Here is a 15,343-nt window from a genome sequence, read left to right on the forward strand (position 1 = left end):
GCATAAAAAAGCATCTGTTTTTTCAGATGCTTAAAAGTACTTGTTGATATTAATCTATAGGACACCTTTGTGGGCTACAAATACCATTACAACACCATCCCACTGTACATGGTCTTGTATTACTGCATCTTGCCAGGGCTCCACCATTGATCTGTTTTGCTGCTTCTCTGCTGAGTTTCTTTAAATTTTTCATATGATTTAGATTTTAATGTCTGACTAAAATAGTAAATATTGTTTAATTATTCCTTGATTAGTGAAAATATTTAATTGATACACAGTTATTTATGGTGTTGTTTTTTATAGTTACGAAAAATACCTGTTTTGTTTAAACAAGTAGTAGTAAGGTGACGAGGCGAATTTTTATAAATCAGGACATGCGTTAGAAATACATACCCTAAAGCAGCATGATCCACCAGGACATTCAAAAGAGTAGTTACATTTTTGAAGACCTCTTTCACCTGCCACAATTTGTTTCTGTCTATTTCTGCTTAGCTTTTTAAAATTTAAATTTTTCATAATGATTAGATTTGTTGTAAACCAAATGTAAGAAAGGAGTGCAGAAACCTGGATAGATTAGGGATATCCTGCAGGCTATGGTCTATAAACAACTAAGAGAAATTAGCTAGCTATAAGTGATGAGAGTAGAGTAGGCGTCAAGGTAAGTACCTCCTTGTGTAATAATGAATGGATTATTCTCCAGTTTCTTTTAAAAAAAAAACAGAATTTAACGCTAAATTTAACCTTTAGGACACATATTTTCGGACTAAAGTTCAGCTTCAGTCGGTTTGAGTTTTCTCAGTTTTTTAATAATATCTTTGATTGCTCCTTCAGTACCTATTTTGATAGAGTTAACTGTTGAGCCTAAAAGACGCATATTTTTTCGGTATGTATCATAGTCTGATTCTGTTACCAGATTTCCATCAGCAGCAAAAAGCTTCATACTTACCACGACCTGATTTGAGAAGACATATTTTCCGATACCTACTTTGAAATAACGTACCTTGGAAACAATAGCAAAGTCTGCGTCATTGTTGAGACAGTAATCCGTGATGGTCTGTTTATCTATACTGTCAAAAGGAACCTGAACTTCTGCGCGGAGCATTTTATTTTTTCTTCCACTGAAATTATCAGAAACTGCACTGAAAAAAGCAGTGTTCGTAGGTTCTTTGATTTCATCGATGTCCGGCTCTACCTCAGGATTGAAGTATAGAACTTTTCTTATTTTTTCGTCAGCGTTTTTTTGTGCCTGTACTAAAGTAAAGCTCACTGATAAGAAAGTAACAACTGTTGTAAAAAATATAATTTTTCTCATTTGTAATTCGAATGCAAAATTACTGCCTTTTCCTTGAATTGTGTAAAAATAATTAAGAAATTTTTAACATTTTTTTCTATCAATTTTGATTTATGACATCAATAATGTTGACAGAAGTTTGCAGAATTAAAAAATAGTCGTAATTTTGCACCCGTTACATAATAATCATTAAACAATATTGGAATGTACTTAACAACAGACAAAAAGCAGGAAATTTTCGCACAACACGGGAAATCTGCACAAGACACAGGAAGCGCAGAAGGACAAATCGCTCTTTTCACTTTCAGAATTAATCACTTATCTCAGCACTTAAAGGCTAACCGTCATGATTTCAACACAGAGAGATCTTTGGTGAAATTGGTAGGTAAGAGAAAAAGTTTACTAGATTACCTTAAAAAGAAAGATATCGCAAGATATAGAGCTATTATTGCTGCATTAGGTTTAAGAAAATAATCTATAAAGATTTTCAAAATAAAAGCAACTTCGAAAGAGGTTGCTTTTTTATTGAACCACCTCACCATTGAAGGATGAAGTGTTCTGCTCAGAAATGGTTGCTTAATAAAGAATTAATGGAGGGTAATGCTTTCTGTTATCTGCTCACTCCATCTTTTTCCCAATCTTCCCCAAATGTGTATTCTGAAAACTATCCGGGTATTTCAACCCATATCCTAATATTCTGTCAAAGGCAGAATGAGAAAATAGAATACTGCCTATCATTTGTAAATATGGCAGAGATAAAACTGCTCCTGCAAGATAAACAACAATAGCTACTCCGAAATGATGAAACAGATTGTAACAGAATGCACCTACTTTATTATTAATCGTATACCCCAGCATGGAAATATCAGGAGCAAGGAATAATCCGACAAACCACCACCAGGAATATCCTGTTTGTGAAAAAGCGAAAACTCCAAGTATTAAAAAGGCTGCATATTCAAGTTTTAATTGAGCTTTCATCAGGATAAAGTTTTTAGCATTGATGTGAAATAGGTCGGAATTTCATGCATAAAGTTACAGATTAACATCAATAAAGGAATTCATACATTCGTGGATAGAAAAGGTTGAAACTGTATCTTTAATGGCCACGAATGCACGAATAAAATATGAGCTCGCAATTAATCTATGTGGTTTAATAGTAGTTTTATTTCTTACCAGAAATAGGTAGAGTAGTGTAAAATAATAGGCTGCTCCAAAGATGAAACAGCCTATGACTAACTTTATTTATATAAATATTATTTAATGCCCTGATTTGGCTTCTGTACTTTCTACATGACCCAAATATTTGGTACAATAAGCTCCAAAAATCAGAATTACAAGATAGCAGAAAACAGGAATAATGAATGAATGCTGTACCCCAAACTGATCTGCGAGATAACCCTGAAAAATAGGAACAATAGCACCTCCCAAAATGGCCATAACCACTAGTGAAGAGCCTTGGCTGGTATATTTTCCAAGCCCTGAAATGGCCAGTGTATAAATGTTAGAGAACATGATAGAGTTGAAAATTCCGATTCCCAGAATACTGTACATAGCCAGTTCACCGTGATTCACCATGGCAGAAATCAATAATACAACATTGATCGCTGCAAAGATTGATAGCGTTCTTGCCGGAGCAGATTTACCAATAAAAAAGGCAATGAAATTAAGCGCGATAAAAACGAGGAAAAAACTGATCTGGGAAAAGCTAAGATTAACGATACTGAAAATCACAAGGAAAACAGCAGCAGCTGCCCCCAACATATAAACCGCCTTTTTGCCCTGACTTAGTGACTGATTTAAAGAAATGGCTCCAAGAAAGCGTCCGATCATAGCGCCTCCCCAATAAAGAGAAAGATAATTTTTACTGATGATTTCATTGAAACCCATAATTTGAGGTTGCTCAAGAAAACTAATGATAAAACTTCCTACTGCGACTTCGCCTCCTACATAGCAAAACATAGCAAAAACTCCAAATTTCAGATGGCTGAATTCTAATGCTCCCCAACCTTTTATAATTTCTTCTTCCTCCATTTGAAATGATGGAAGTTTTACCCTGGAGATCAATAAAGCAACCAGTAAAAGAATACCTGCAAAAATTAAGTAAGGAATTCTTGTCGCTACTGCACTGAATGAGCCATCCGGAGATGAGAAAAATTCAAAAATTAAATGCCCCCCCAATACCGGAGCAATGGTGGTCCCAAAAGCATTGAACGCCTGGGTCATATTCAAACGGCTGGAAGCAGATTCTTCACTACCCAGCAAAGATACATAAGCATTTGCTGTAATTTGTAATACGGTAAAACCTAAACCCAAAATAAATAGGGCTCCCAGAAATAACGGATAATACGAGAATGTAGCTGCGGGATAAAAAAGGATACAGCCGAAAGCAGCAAGAAAAATTCCAAATAAAATTCCCTTTTTATAACCCAATTTATTGATAGGATCACCCTTGGAAATAGAGATCAGAAAGTAAATCAGAGATCCGATAAAGTACGCTCCGAAAAAACAGAACTGTACCAACATGGATTCGAAAAAGGTAAGATTGAAAAGTTGTTTCAGATAGGGAATCAGGATGTCATTCATACAGGTAATGAATCCCCACATAAAAAAAAGCAGGGTGATGGTAATCAACGGAACCGTGTAATTCCTGCTTTGTGGTTGTACTTCTTTATTCATAAACATTTATTTATCTGTGTAAGGATGATGAAGTCCTTATCTTTTTTTGCTACAGCATGGTATTTTGTGAAGTAAGGCAAATATAAGGATCACCCCCTGTTTTTGCAATTGTTTTAATGATTTTTATAATGAGAGGTATCCATTTTACAGGATAAAAACATTATTTTCTTTTTATGAGACAATAATACAAAAACAAGAGGATTTTTCAATGAAATATTTTAAAAATAGATGGTTTTTGTTTTCTCAAATAAGAAATAAGCTTTAATTACTGACGTTAATTTTTAAAGCTTTCATGAAACTGAAAGCCAAAATTTTGTATTTTGAAGGCTTATTTATGCAATCGAAAAAATCTAATATATCATTATTATTAGTACCTTTGCAAACGAAAATTTAAAGAGTTTAAATATTAATTCATACTCAATACGGAGTATTAAGAAGACAAATTTATGAGTATACCTCAAGTGTTTACAGAGTTGATTACTCTTGCTGACGGCAGAGAAATCACTATTGAAACAGGGAAATTAGCAAAGCAGGCTGATGGATCTGTGGTAGTAAAAATGGGCGGAACAATGCTTTTAGCAACAGTTGTAGCCAATAAAGAAGCAAATCCTGGTGTAGATTTTTTACCTTTAACAGTAGATTACAGAGAAAAATTTTATGCAGGTGGAAGAATTCCTGGAAACTTCTTCCGTAGAGAAGCAAGACCTTCCGATCAGGAAATTTTAACAATGAGATTAGTAGACAGAGTATTACGTCCACTTTTCCCTGAAGATTTTCACGCTGAAGTACAGGTGATGATTTCTTTAATTTCTTATGACGGAAAAACGATTCCTGATGATTTGGCTGGTTTGGCAGCTTCTGCAGCTATTGCCATTACCGATATTCCTTTCAACGGACCTATGTCTGAAGTAAGAGTGGTAAGATTTGACGGAAAACTTTCGATCAATCCAAGCTATGAAGAATTGAAAGATTCTGAGTTAGATATTATGGTTGGAGCCACTAAAGATTCTATCGTAATGGTAGAAGGAGAGATGAAAGAAATTTCTGAGCAGGAAATGTTGGAAGCTATTAATTTCGCTCACGCTGAAATTAAAAAACAAATTGAAGCTCAGGAAAGATTAGCTGAAAAAGTAGGAAAAGCTTTCCCTAAGAGAGAATATTCTCACGAAGATCACGATGAAGAAATTCGTGAAAAAGTGTGGAAAGAAACTTATGATAAAGTGTATGAAGTAGCAAGAACTCCATCTGGTAAAGAAGAAAGAGGAGAAAAGTTCAAAGCAGTTCGTGAAGAATTCCTTGCTCAATATGCAGACAATGTGGAAGAATTGGAAAGAGTAACTCCTTTCGTAAAAGTATATTATCATGACGTAGAGAAAGAAGCAATGCGTCAGATGATCCTTGAAGACAATATCCGTCTTGATGGTCGTGATCCTCAGACGATCCGTCCGATCTGGTCAGAAATTGACTATCTTCCGGGAGCTCACGGTTCTGCAGTGTTTACAAGAGGTGAAACTCAGTCTTTAACAGCGGTAACTTTAGGTTCTGTAAAAGATGCAAACATGGTAGACAGCGTTATTACGCAACACGACGAAAAATTCTTCCTACACTATAACTTCCCTCCATTCTCAACAGGTGAAGCAAGACCTTTAAGAGGAACTTCAAGAAGAGAAGTAGGACACGGAAACCTTGCTCAAAGAGCATTACAGGCAGTTATTCCTGAAGAAAATCCATACACGATCAGAATTGTTTCTGATATTTTAGAATCAAACGGTTCGTCTTCAATGGCAACAGTTTGTGCAGGAACATTAGCATTAATGGATGCAGGGGTTCAGATTACAAAACCGGTTTCCGGTATTGCAATGGGATTGATCACCGATGCAAAATCAGGTAAATTTACAGTACTTTCCGACATCTTAGGAGATGAAGATCACCTGGGAGATATGGACTTCAAAGTAACAGGTACTGCAGATGGTATCACTGCTTGTCAGATGGATATCAAAATTCAGGGTCTTTCTATGGACATCATGGAAAAAGCTTTGATGCAGGCTAGAGACGGAAGATTACACATCTTAAATAAAATCACTGAAACTATTTCTGAACCAAGAGCAGATGTGAAGCCGCACGCACCGAAAATGGTAGTAATGGAGATCTCTAAAGACTTCATTGGAGCTGTAATAGGGCCTGGAGGAAAAATCATTCAGCAGATGCAGAAAGATACAGATACCGTTATTGCTATTGAAGAAATTGGTGAGATCGGACGTATCGAGATTGCAGGAACAGACAGAGAGAAAATCAATGCTGCTGTTGCTAAGATCAACGAAATTACTTTCGTACCGGTTGTAGGTGAAGTTTACAAAGGTAAAGTAGTGAAAGTAATGGATTTTGGTGCTTTTGTAGCTATTGCTAAAGGAACAGAAGGTCTTCTTCACATTTCTGAAATTGAGTGGGCTCGTTTAGACAAAGTTCCTTATGCAGAAGGTGATGAAGTAGAAGTTAAATTTATGGGGTATGATGATCGTAAGAAAATGAAGCTTTCCCGTAAAGTTCTTTTACCAAGACCTCCAAGACCTGAGAGACCAGAAGGACAAGGTAGACCGGAAGGACAGAGAAGACCAGAAGGACAAGGTAGGCCTGAAGGGCAAAGAAGACCAGAAGGACAAGATAGACCACAAGGTGAAAAACCGGTGCAAAATCAGGAACCTTCTGCTGAAGCATAAGATTCACATTCTTAGATATAAAGAAATCCCTCAATTTTGAGGGATTTCTTGTTTATATATCATGGCAAACCAAAAGTGAAGCAATCTCATGAAGGTTTTTAGACTTCCAAAAGTGGGAGAACTTCTATACTTCACATTTCGTAATGGTTTTATCTGTTAACTTCCGATTCTCTGTTTCAGATCTTCAGCACCTCCCGTTTTTCTTGGTAGACCATTTTTGGAAGAACCGAAATTATACGTGTAGGAGAGGGTTACAACACGGGAATCTCTTTTTACTACAAAGTTTTCTATATAATTATTGAAAACCGTTTGCGCTTTAGGATTGCTGGTAAAAAACACATCATTAAAGGCGAGCTTCAGAATACTATTATTTTTAAACTTCTTCTGAGCTCCGATATTCAAATACCAATTCGGTCTTACATCCATATAAGCATAGACTTCTCTTGCTCTGTAATTTCCCGTAACTTCTGCCGTAAATCCATTCCCCAATTTAAATGAATTAATGCTGTTGATATTGAAGGTAAAATTCCCTTTTTTATTAATTTGGGTATCAGATACATTTCCGGTATAGGTGGCATAATAAAAATTAGCATTGTTGTTCATATCCCACCATTGGGTAACCTTTATCGGGGCAATAAGATATAATCCGTAATAAGAAACGGAACTTAAATTTTCAATAGTCTGAACCGTCATATTTTGACCGTTCTCCAGAACAGGCTTGATAACGTCTGTAATATTATCATTGGTTTTGCTATAGCTCAATGTTGCAAAATATTTATTATTGAAGCCATAGGTCAGCTCATAATTCATCATGGTTTGTGGGTTCAGGTCAGGATTCCCGGTTCTTGAAGTTGTAGGATCCAGGTAGAATTTAAAGGGATTGAGTTGATTATAACTGGGTCTTGTAATCCTCCTGCTGAAATTGACTTCAAGATTGCTCTTATCCGTCAGATCATAAGAAAAAACAGCACTTGGAAACAACTGGGTGTAATCTTTTTTATTAACCTGATTAGTGGCAAGCTGTGTTCCTTTTATATTGGTGTTTTCAACTCTTAATCCTGCTGTTACCTTAAACTTGTCCCACTTTTTGGAGACATTTCCATACAAAGCATTAATATTTTCTTCATAAATAAAATGATTGGTCTTTGAAGGATCAATAACGGGAGTTCCGGCATTGACATTGAAAAATTTGAGATCATTATCAGTTTTTACAAAGCTTGTTTTAATACCGGTTTCCAGTTTCCATTCGTTTTTTAAATTTTTCGTTAGATCAGATTTAAAAGAGTAAATATTTAATTTTCCATCCATGTCTCCTTTAAGAATATCAAGAAGATCAGCATTGGCAGCGATCTGATGGGTTCTTGTTTCAAAATTCTGTAAAGAAGTGTTTGAATAATTAATATAGTCAAAGTCACTGGTCAACTCAGATCCTAAAGAATCAAGGGTATATTTATGATTTAAATTAATTGAAACATTCCTCCAGTGATTATTGGAGTTACTTTGTGTATTGAATGTACTTTCAGGAATACGGTTGCTGGCCAGTGTGGTATTGGCATTATCTCCATCCAGATCAAGTTTGTTCGTCATCAGACTGACAGAAAAACCCAGTACATTTTTATCGTTCAGATAATAATCCATTCCGGCTTTTGCGACATGGCTTCTAATACCGAATTTGAAGTAATTGTCCTGTAGATAGGCCTTTTCAAAAGTATTGTTGTTGTAGAAATTTCTATCCAGAACCAGATGATTATAAAATTCTCTGTACGCAAAACTGTAATTTGCGAAAATGTTGATTTTCTTATTTCTGTGGTTGATGCTGAATGTATTATTGTTTTTTACATACTTTCCTGTTCCAATAGAAGTTGAGATGCTGCCATTTGTTCCTTTTCTTTGATCTTTTTTTAGTTTAATATTAATAATGGAAGACCCTGCAGCATCATATTTTGATGATGGGTTGGTGATAAATTCAATTTTATCAATCGTTGACGACGGAAGTCCTTTAAGGTAATTGGCAAGATCACTCCCGGTCATAGGAGTGTTTTTACCATCAATCTGGATCAGAAGATTTCCTTTCCCCCGAAGGCTGATATTGTCATTATTATCAATACTGATTCCGGGTGCCTTTTCCAATACTTCAAATGCAGAATTTCCCGTACTGGCAATACTGTTCTCAACATTCAGAATCATTTTCCCGTCCTGTCTTTCAATCAAAGGTTTGGTCTTGGTAATGGTAACTCCTTCAATTGCTTTTATATTCAGATCAATAGGGGATAATGTTTTATTTTCTGCCAGTGTTATCGTTTCGGAACGGTATACCTCAGATCCGTTTTTACTGATTTTTACATAATAAGTTCCTGTTTTAAGATCATTAAAGCTGAATTTTCCGTTATCATCTGCAATCTCTGTTTTAATCAATGTATTATTGGCATCCAGTAGGTTGATCTCCATCTGGTCTGCTTTGCCGGAGCTGATGTTTCCCGACAATGAATATTGCTGCAGGGTCTGGCCTGAAAGGATACTGCTGAAAAAAATAAGGAGCCAGATAAAAATAAGTGAGAATATTCTGGTCATAGTGTTTGTTTTTAGTGGTTAAGACAGTTTTCTGATATCTTGAGTAAAGCAGAATACATGACTTCAAGTTCTTTGGTGGTAACACCCTTCAAAGCGACCTTCCGATTCTTTTCAACGATATCCTGAACCTCCCGGATCACCTTCTTTCCGGAATCGGTTACTTCCAGATGGGTTTTTCTCCGGTCTTCAGGATGAACTTGCCTTGTGATGTAATCTGATTTTACCATCAAATCAATTATTCTTGTCACAGACGCATTATCTTTAAAAACAAGATCACCGATTTCATTCTGGGGAATTCCCGGGTTTTCCAGAATGGCCTTGATGATAAGCCATTGATCGATGGTTATGGTAAAACCATTGGCTTTCAGCTGGCGTTGTGCATAGTTTCTATAGGCTCTGATAGCTTTGTCTATGTTGTAGAATATAATTGAATTTAATTTTTCCATAGGTTTAGATTAAAAATGATACATCAATTATTGATATATCATTTAATTTGTTGGTGGTAATTTTATTTTGTTACAATTTCCTGAAAAATATTAATAGGAAAATTAAAAACTGTCGATAGGAGTATTCATCTCTCCTTTTGTAGGAACAGTTTTCCGTTGAATAGCTGTGGGAATATTTTTTGTGGTTTTAAATAACAGATCAATTTGTTTTTTTGTATAGGTATCAGGAGAGATCTTGTAAAACTCATTAATTAAATCCAGGGAGGATGGTTTTTTAGGATATGAATTATTTTTAAGAAAATGATTGAGCGCCTGATTGATACGGTTTTCTCCAAGCAGATCGCTCAGTTTTACCATGGCAACAGCTCCTTTTGAATAAGAAATATGAGGAACATCCCCGGTAGCTTTATAAATCGGAACATTTTCTGAAAGACCTTTTTCATTATCATAGATTTGCTGATGTACCTGTATCCTTTCCATCATTTTATCCTTTCCATGCATCTTTTTATAAAGCATCATTTCAGTGTACATGGCGAGTGTTTCCGTGAGCATGACTGATCCTTCTCTGTCATCAGGATCTATCTGACTGTTTCCCCACCAAAGATGAGACAGCTCATGCCCGGCCAGTTCGTTAATAACATCTTGCTTCTCATCAGCGTAAATATTGGCATGAAATACCATGTCTTCAGGCATAAAAATGGCAGATCGATAAGCTGTAGCTGCAAAACCTCTCGTGTAAGATGATATTTCTGTGAAATTAATGGTTTTAAAAGGATATTTTCCAAAGTTTTGCTGACAGTAGTCAAGGGTTGTTTTGGCATTTTCAAGGAGATGATCAACATTTTCAACATGTTTTTTATGGTAAAAAACATGTATTCCTATTCCTTTATAATTGATCCTTTTTACCTGATATTCTGCAGAAGAAACAGCAAATCTGAACGGAATAGAATGGGCAGTATACCTAAAGTAATTCCGATTTGATTCTGTCCACTTTCGGAGAAGATCTCCTGTTCCTATAGCGGTTTGATTGCCTGCAGTAGAAATGGTCATATCCAAATTGATAAAGTCTTTTTTTAATATTGCCGGGGCTTCCGGTGTTTTCAATGACATGAGTTTTCCCAATTGGAAATAATCTCGTTGTTGCAGGTCCTGAACCTCATTATATTTCTGATAACCTATTGCCGGATAATACCTGCTAATTCTCATAAAAGAACCATTTTCAATAACCGCATTGAACGACTGGTGGCCGTTGACGGCATACCATTTATAAGACAAACTGAAACTAAGGAAAGCGGTATCAGCAGGCTTCATGGGTTTCTTGAGGGTAATTTCTCTCATCTGAGTATTGATTGGGGTGATATCAGTACCCGATGTAAAAACTGCATTTTCTATTGATAGATCCGGATGAAAGTTGACCAAAATTTTAGTAATGGGTTGATCCGTTTGATTTTTAAGGATATATTTTCCTGTGATTTGATAAGAATTTTCGGATGGATATAGTTGAATATGGGTTATAACATCAGTAATCTCAGGTTGGGGAATACCTTCATATTTTCTATATTTTTTTTCGTACTGAACTGCTTGCAAGGTTGTTGTGTCTTCATTTTTTGGAATATAGCCTTTCATAAAATAAGAGCCTGCAAATATTCCTGAAATCAACAAAAAAAGACTTACTACAAAGGGAATACGAATCTTTTTTTTAGAGGTAAAAAATATATTGAATGCCCATAAAAAAGCGATTACTCCTAGGCTGAATAAAAGTCTTTGCGCAAAGGCAATCATATAAGTACCATAGCCATTGAAATCACTGTAACTTCCTTTAAAATCTGAAAATATTCTGAAAAGGGGATAGGAAAGTACTTTACCTGAAATAGGCCCTGTTAAAATAAAAACAGCAAAAACAGATACTCCAAGAGCAACAAACTTATTTTTAATAGTATCATTAATAAGTAAAATAAGTCCTGAAAACAGAATGATGGGAAATGTATCGAACATAAAAACAGGAAGATAGGCGTTCCAGTCGATATGAAAGTACCCGTATGCTATTTGAAAAATAATCCCTTCTGTAATGAGAACTCCGGTAAAAAAGAACAACAAAATACAGATTGAAATACCGTGCCCGGTTAGTTTACTTTTAGAGAAAAATGTAGTTCCTTCAATCAGCAGGAATCCTGATGAACGACTTCGCCAATACAGATCATTCAAAAAATAAGCTGAAATTAATAATCCAAACATGGGAAAATTTTCTGAAATAGTGGTGGCCATAAGCCCCGAGCTCGCATATTTTTGTGGAAGCCGTATTCCTTTTTCAATTTCGGCATACATTTCCATTCCCACGGAAAATACCAATATAATAGATATGGCTGGGATGGTAATGCTTTTAAATAAGTAAATCAGATCGATTTTCGCATAGGACAGGATAGAGGCAATAAAAGGTTTAGTTCCAAAGCTGGGTACTGTGGTTATATACTTAGATACCAATGATTTTGAGGATGAATTGATTATTTTATCTTTTCTTCTCATTTTCTTTCCTGAGATATCAGAAAATGAGAACAACCTGAAACACAAAAAAAGAAATCCTCCTGAAATGATCAGAAATGAAATTCTGTTCAGTAATAAATACCCTGAAAAAGGGACGATTTGAGTGTTTTTCTGGTGAATATTAGAGGTAGTTGCTTCCAGAAAATAGGAGGAAAGACCGAACGGATCAAGGAAGGCGGAAAATTGCTGGGCCTCGTGGGATTGAGGAATGCTGCCGGCCATAAACGGGGAGTTTGAAAATAATAAAACAATCATATAAGCCACATACAGAAATAAACCGGCAATAGCAACCAATAGTTTTTTTCTCATCGTTAATGAAATCAGAAAAAGAAAACTGCACACTAAAATACTATTGATCACTCCAAAAATGAGTAAAGGATATAGATAATTGATGATATTGAATCCATTTTGCATTTCACTTCCGGTGCGTGTTGCCTGACCGATGATAAATCCTATTATTAAAAAACTAAAACTGAAGAAAGTTTGCAAAAAAAAGAGTTGAAACTTTCCTTTCAAATACGTTGATTTTGAAATAGGGAAAGAAAAAAGAATAAAGGCAAATCGGGTATCATGATCCTTAAAAAGTAATTGTAATGCATAAATCGTTGCAAAAAAGATGATGGAAAGACTCAGCATTCCGGTCATAAACCCAATTGTATAGGGTGAATTCAGGTAAATTCCTTCTCCTACCGAAAGATTAAACTGGCTGCCACAAAAAATACCGGCACAAATTAAAATCAGGGAAATAAGATAAGCTGGCCAGTGCTTGATATTGCGCTTGGCTTCAAATAAAAATATGGCATTCATGATTAAGGTTTTTGAGTTAAGGTGTGAAAGTAAACATGCTCCAGCATGGGTTTGACAGGACTAAAGCCTTCAGAAGATTGATGAGAAAAAATGGTAATATGAAGTTCTCTTTCGATCAGCTGTTTGCTGATAATCCGATAGGTGGAATCATAAGCTTCGAGCTCGTTTTTATCAATGGATTTTGACCAGATTTTGTTTTCAAGGCCTCCAATTAATCTTCCGGGGTTTCCTTGTTGAAGGATTTGTCCGTAGCTCATCACAGCCATTTCCGAACAGAGATTTCTTACATCTTCGACCAAATGAGTAGAAAGAATAACAATAACATCCTTGCTGATTTCACTCAATAACGTGTTGAAACGATTTCGTTCTTCAGGATCAAGACCTGCTGTAGGTTCATCTACAATGATCATTTTGGGATCTCCCAGAAGAGCCTGAGCAATGCCAAAGCGTTGTTTCATTCCTCCGGAAAAAGTATGAACTTCTTTATTTCTGAAATCTGAAAGATTCACTTTTTCAAGCAGACTTATGATTTGTGCTTTTCGTTTGCTTGTATCGGAAAGTCCCTTCAGTATGGCAATGTGTTCCAGAAGATCGGTAGCTGAGATTTTAGGATATATCCCAAAATCCTGAGGAAGAAATCCCAGATTTTGTTTGATATAATCTGGGTTTTCGGCAATATCTACTCCGTTGAAAAACAGAGTTCCCGAGGTGGGTTTCTGAAGTCCTACAATGGTTTTCATTAAAGAGGATTTTCCGGCTCCATTAGGACCCAATAGACCAAACATACCGTTGCTGATTTCCAGTGAAAGGTCTTTAATAGCATGAAAACCATTTTTATAAATAAGGCTCAGATTGTTGATTGATAATGTATTCATAAGGTTGTGTTTGGGGAATAGAAGGACTGGCCACCTTTCAGTGGCTGTTATAAAATATAGGTAATGTGATTTTTAAATCCGGAAATTAAAAATAGAGGGTTGAATGCCGGAAGCCCGATTTTTTACTCTCAAACTCTTTCACTCACTCCTCTTTGTATTCAAGAATATCTCCCGGCTGGCATTCTAGGATTTTACAGATGGCCTCCAGGGTGTCGAAACGAACACCTTTAGCTTTTCCGGTCTTGAGGATAGAAAGGTTTACGGGGGTGATTCCTAGTTTTTCTGCCAATTCTTTACTCTGCATTTTTCGTTTGGCAAGCATCACATCTAAGTTGACTATAATCGGCATTTTATATAAATAGGTCTTGTTCGTTTTGCAAATGTAGTCCTTGCTTAAAGATATTCGCAAGAAACAGACAGAAAATTCCAAGCATAAAGTGAATAAACACCAGTCCCCATATGATACTTTCCACTTCCACAAAGAAACTCGCGATAATAACTACCGGAAGAGGAATAAAAATATTATACAGGTAAAATTTCTTAAGCTGTTGTATATGATCTTTAGTAAACAATTTATCCTGAAAGAATACCTTGAAAACTTTTGAGGAAAGCCAGAAAAAGATTCCATAAGAAACTAAAACCAGAAGAAATGAAAAGATCATATACGGGTAATTGTTTTCAATATTCAGGAATGGACTTTCCGTAAATGGGTAATTGATGTGAAGGTATTGCCCGCCTTTATAAGGGGTAACAGAAAAATCTGTAGTTAAGCAAAGAATGGAATACACAAACGTTATTAAATATCCAACGGAAAGCAGCGTACAGATATAAAATAAAATCTTTGAAATAATTTTGGTCTGGTTCATGTCACGAACATTAATTAGTATTGCAAATGTATAATTAATTATCGTAAAACAATAATTAATTTAAATAAAATTTTATTTTTCAAAATAGGTTACTTAAAAAATAACATTGAAAATCCTTTTGGAATGCTGTTTTTAAGTAATTTTAAATCAATAAAAAAATAACATCATGGCTTACAATATTGAATTGGCAGACAGAGTCCGTGAACGACTTTCCATAGTTCATGATATTGAGGTGGAAGAGAAGAAGATGTTTAGTGGCTTATCATTTCTGGTTAATGGGAAAATGTGTATTAATATCAGTCACGACAACCTGATGTGCCGATATAACCCTGAACTGGAAGAGGAGGTTTCAGAAAGACAAGGCTTTCTTCCTATGGTAATGAGAGGAAAGCAGCTCAAAGATTATTGCTACGTAGAACCTATTGGTTTTGCAAAGCCGGAGGATTTTGAATACTGGATAAAGATTTGTCTGGAATATAATGAGATCGCAAAGTCTTCAAAGAAGAAATAGGTAGAGATGTTTGAGAACAGGAGAGCGTTTTATCCGCTGAGT

The 15,343-nt window shown here is 35.6% G+C and carries 13 protein-coding genes; 3 read left to right on the top strand and 10 right to left on the bottom strand.

Features of this window, described 5'->3' with window-relative positions:
* Positions 1 to 49: 49 nt before the first annotated feature.
* Together C1631_RS24080 and C1631_RS13075 are read right to left on the bottom strand one after the other, a co-directional pair.
* Positions 50 to 193, bottom strand: a complete 144-nt coding sequence (locus tag C1631_RS24080; protein WP_165828299.1) for a bacteriocin-like protein — start codon at positions 191 to 193, stop codon at positions 50 to 52.
* Between the two features lie 570 nt (positions 194 to 763).
* Positions 764 to 1,312 carry a pyruvate decarboxylase gene (locus C1631_RS13075; RefSeq protein WP_109712603.1) on the bottom strand — a complete coding sequence of 183 codons (549 nt, stop codon included), beginning with the start codon at positions 1,310 to 1,312 and terminating at the stop codon, positions 764 to 766.
* A 183-nt stretch (positions 1,313 to 1,495) separates the two neighbouring features.
* On the opposite strand from C1631_RS13075, the gene rpsO reads away from it, so the two are divergent.
* Positions 1,496 to 1,765: a 30S ribosomal protein S15 gene (rpsO, locus tag C1631_RS13080; protein WP_045494446.1), complete on the top strand. Its 270-nt coding sequence runs from the start codon at positions 1,496 to 1,498 to the stop codon at positions 1,763 to 1,765.
* A 144-nt stretch (positions 1,766 to 1,909) separates the two neighbouring features.
* On the opposite strand, the gene C1631_RS13085 is transcribed toward rpsO, so the two are convergent.
* Both C1631_RS13085 and C1631_RS13090 read right to left on the bottom strand, forming a co-directional pair.
* Positions 1,910 to 2,269, bottom strand: coding sequence for a DUF4260 domain-containing protein (locus tag C1631_RS13085; protein WP_109712605.1), 360 nt, complete (start codon positions 2,267 to 2,269; stop codon positions 1,910 to 1,912).
* A 279-nt stretch (positions 2,270 to 2,548) separates the two neighbouring features.
* Positions 2,549 to 3,967, bottom strand: coding sequence for a sugar MFS transporter (locus C1631_RS13090; protein WP_228441217.1), 1,419 nt, complete (start codon positions 3,965 to 3,967; stop codon positions 2,549 to 2,551).
* A gap of 446 nt (positions 3,968 to 4,413) precedes the next feature.
* On the opposite strand from C1631_RS13090, the gene C1631_RS13095 reads away from it, so the two are divergent.
* Positions 4,414 to 6,684 carry a polyribonucleotide nucleotidyltransferase gene (locus C1631_RS13095; protein WP_109712609.1) on the top strand — a complete coding sequence of 757 codons (2,271 nt, stop codon included), beginning with the start codon at positions 4,414 to 4,416 and terminating at the stop codon, positions 6,682 to 6,684.
* Positions 6,685 to 6,840: 156 nt separating this feature from the next.
* On the opposite strand, the gene C1631_RS13100 is transcribed toward C1631_RS13095, so the two are convergent.
* The 6 genes from C1631_RS13100 to C1631_RS13125 all read right to left on the bottom strand — a co-directional run bounded on the left by C1631_RS13100 (position 6,841) and on the right by C1631_RS13125 (position 14,790).
* On the bottom strand, positions 6,841 to 9,255 hold the full coding sequence (locus C1631_RS13100) for a TonB-dependent receptor (protein WP_109712611.1): 2,415 nt from the start codon (positions 9,253 to 9,255) through the stop codon (positions 6,841 to 6,843).
* Positions 9,256 to 9,266: 11 nt separating this feature from the next.
* On the bottom strand, positions 9,267 to 9,701 hold the full coding sequence (locus tag C1631_RS13105) for a MarR family winged helix-turn-helix transcriptional regulator (protein WP_103249046.1): 435 nt from the start codon (positions 9,699 to 9,701) through the stop codon (positions 9,267 to 9,269).
* 102 nt (positions 9,702 to 9,803) lie between these two features.
* Positions 9,804 to 13,049, bottom strand: coding sequence for an ABC transporter permease/M1 family aminopeptidase (locus C1631_RS13110; protein WP_109712613.1), 3,246 nt, complete (start codon positions 13,047 to 13,049; stop codon positions 9,804 to 9,806).
* A 2-nt stretch (positions 13,050 to 13,051) separates the two neighbouring features.
* Positions 13,052 to 13,924 carry an ABC transporter ATP-binding protein gene (locus C1631_RS13115; protein WP_109712615.1) on the bottom strand — a complete coding sequence of 291 codons (873 nt, stop codon included), beginning with the start codon at positions 13,922 to 13,924 and terminating at the stop codon, positions 13,052 to 13,054.
* A 142-nt stretch (positions 13,925 to 14,066) separates the two neighbouring features.
* The gene (locus C1631_RS13120) at positions 14,067 to 14,273 is read right to left on the bottom strand and encodes a helix-turn-helix domain-containing protein (RefSeq protein WP_103294051.1); all 207 of its coding nucleotides are present in this window, start codon (positions 14,271 to 14,273) and stop codon (positions 14,067 to 14,069) included.
* A gap of 1 nt (position 14,274) precedes the next feature.
* Complete coding sequence (locus C1631_RS13125) at positions 14,275 to 14,790, bottom strand: DUF2975 domain-containing protein (protein WP_103248660.1); 516 nt, start codon at positions 14,788 to 14,790, stop codon at positions 14,275 to 14,277.
* A gap of 166 nt (positions 14,791 to 14,956) precedes the next feature.
* Here C1631_RS13125 and C1631_RS13130 point away from each other — a divergent pair, with 166 nt between their 5' ends.
* Entirely contained in the window at positions 14,957 to 15,301 is a 345-nt protein-coding gene (locus tag C1631_RS13130) for a TfoX/Sxy family protein (RefSeq protein ID WP_109712617.1), read from the top strand.
* Positions 15,302 to 15,343: the final 42 nt, after the last annotated feature.

Origin of the sequence: Chryseobacterium phosphatilyticum, from assembly GCF_002899825.2 — a bacterium.
GTDB classification, from domain to species: Bacteria; Bacteroidota; Bacteroidia; order Flavobacteriales; family Weeksellaceae; genus Chryseobacterium; species Chryseobacterium phosphatilyticum.

Bases quoted from the DNA above. Each gene is read 5' to 3' on its own strand.
- C1631_RS24080 (WP_165828299.1), bottom strand. From the start codon at position 193: ATGAAAAATTTAAAGAAACTCAGCAGAGAAGCAGCAAAACAGATCAAT.
- C1631_RS13110 (WP_109712613.1), bottom strand. From the start codon at position 13,049: ATGAATGCCATATTTTTATTTGAAGCCAAGCGCAATATCAAGCACTGG.
- C1631_RS13090 (WP_228441217.1), bottom strand. From the start codon at position 3,967: ATGAATAAAGAAGTACAACCACAAAGCAGGAATTACACGGTTCCGTTG.
- C1631_RS13130 (WP_109712617.1), top strand. From the start codon at position 14,957: ATGGCTTACAATATTGAATTGGCAGACAGAGTCCGTGAACGACTTTCC.
- rpsO (WP_045494446.1), top strand. From the start codon at position 1,496: ATGTACTTAACAACAGACAAAAAGCAGGAAATTTTCGCACAACACGGG.
- C1631_RS13095 (WP_109712609.1), top strand. From the start codon at position 4,414: ATGAGTATACCTCAAGTGTTTACAGAGTTGATTACTCTTGCTGACGGC.
- C1631_RS13125 (WP_103248660.1), bottom strand. From the start codon at position 14,790: ATGAACCAGACCAAAATTATTTCAAAGATTTTATTTTATATCTGTACG.
- C1631_RS13105 (WP_103249046.1), bottom strand. From the start codon at position 9,701: ATGGAAAAATTAAATTCAATTATATTCTACAACATAGACAAAGCTATC.
- C1631_RS13115 (WP_109712615.1), bottom strand. From the start codon at position 13,924: ATGAATACATTATCAATCAACAATCTGAGCCTTATTTATAAAAATGGT.
- C1631_RS13120 (WP_103294051.1), bottom strand. From the start codon at position 14,273: ATGCCGATTATAGTCAACTTAGATGTGATGCTTGCCAAACGAAAAATG.
- C1631_RS13085 (WP_109712605.1), bottom strand. From the start codon at position 2,269: ATGAAAGCTCAATTAAAACTTGAATATGCAGCCTTTTTAATACTTGGA.
- C1631_RS13075 (WP_109712603.1), bottom strand. From the start codon at position 1,312: ATGAGAAAAATTATATTTTTTACAACAGTTGTTACTTTCTTATCAGTG.
- C1631_RS13100 (WP_109712611.1), bottom strand. From the start codon at position 9,255: ATGACCAGAATATTCTCACTTATTTTTATCTGGCTCCTTATTTTTTTC.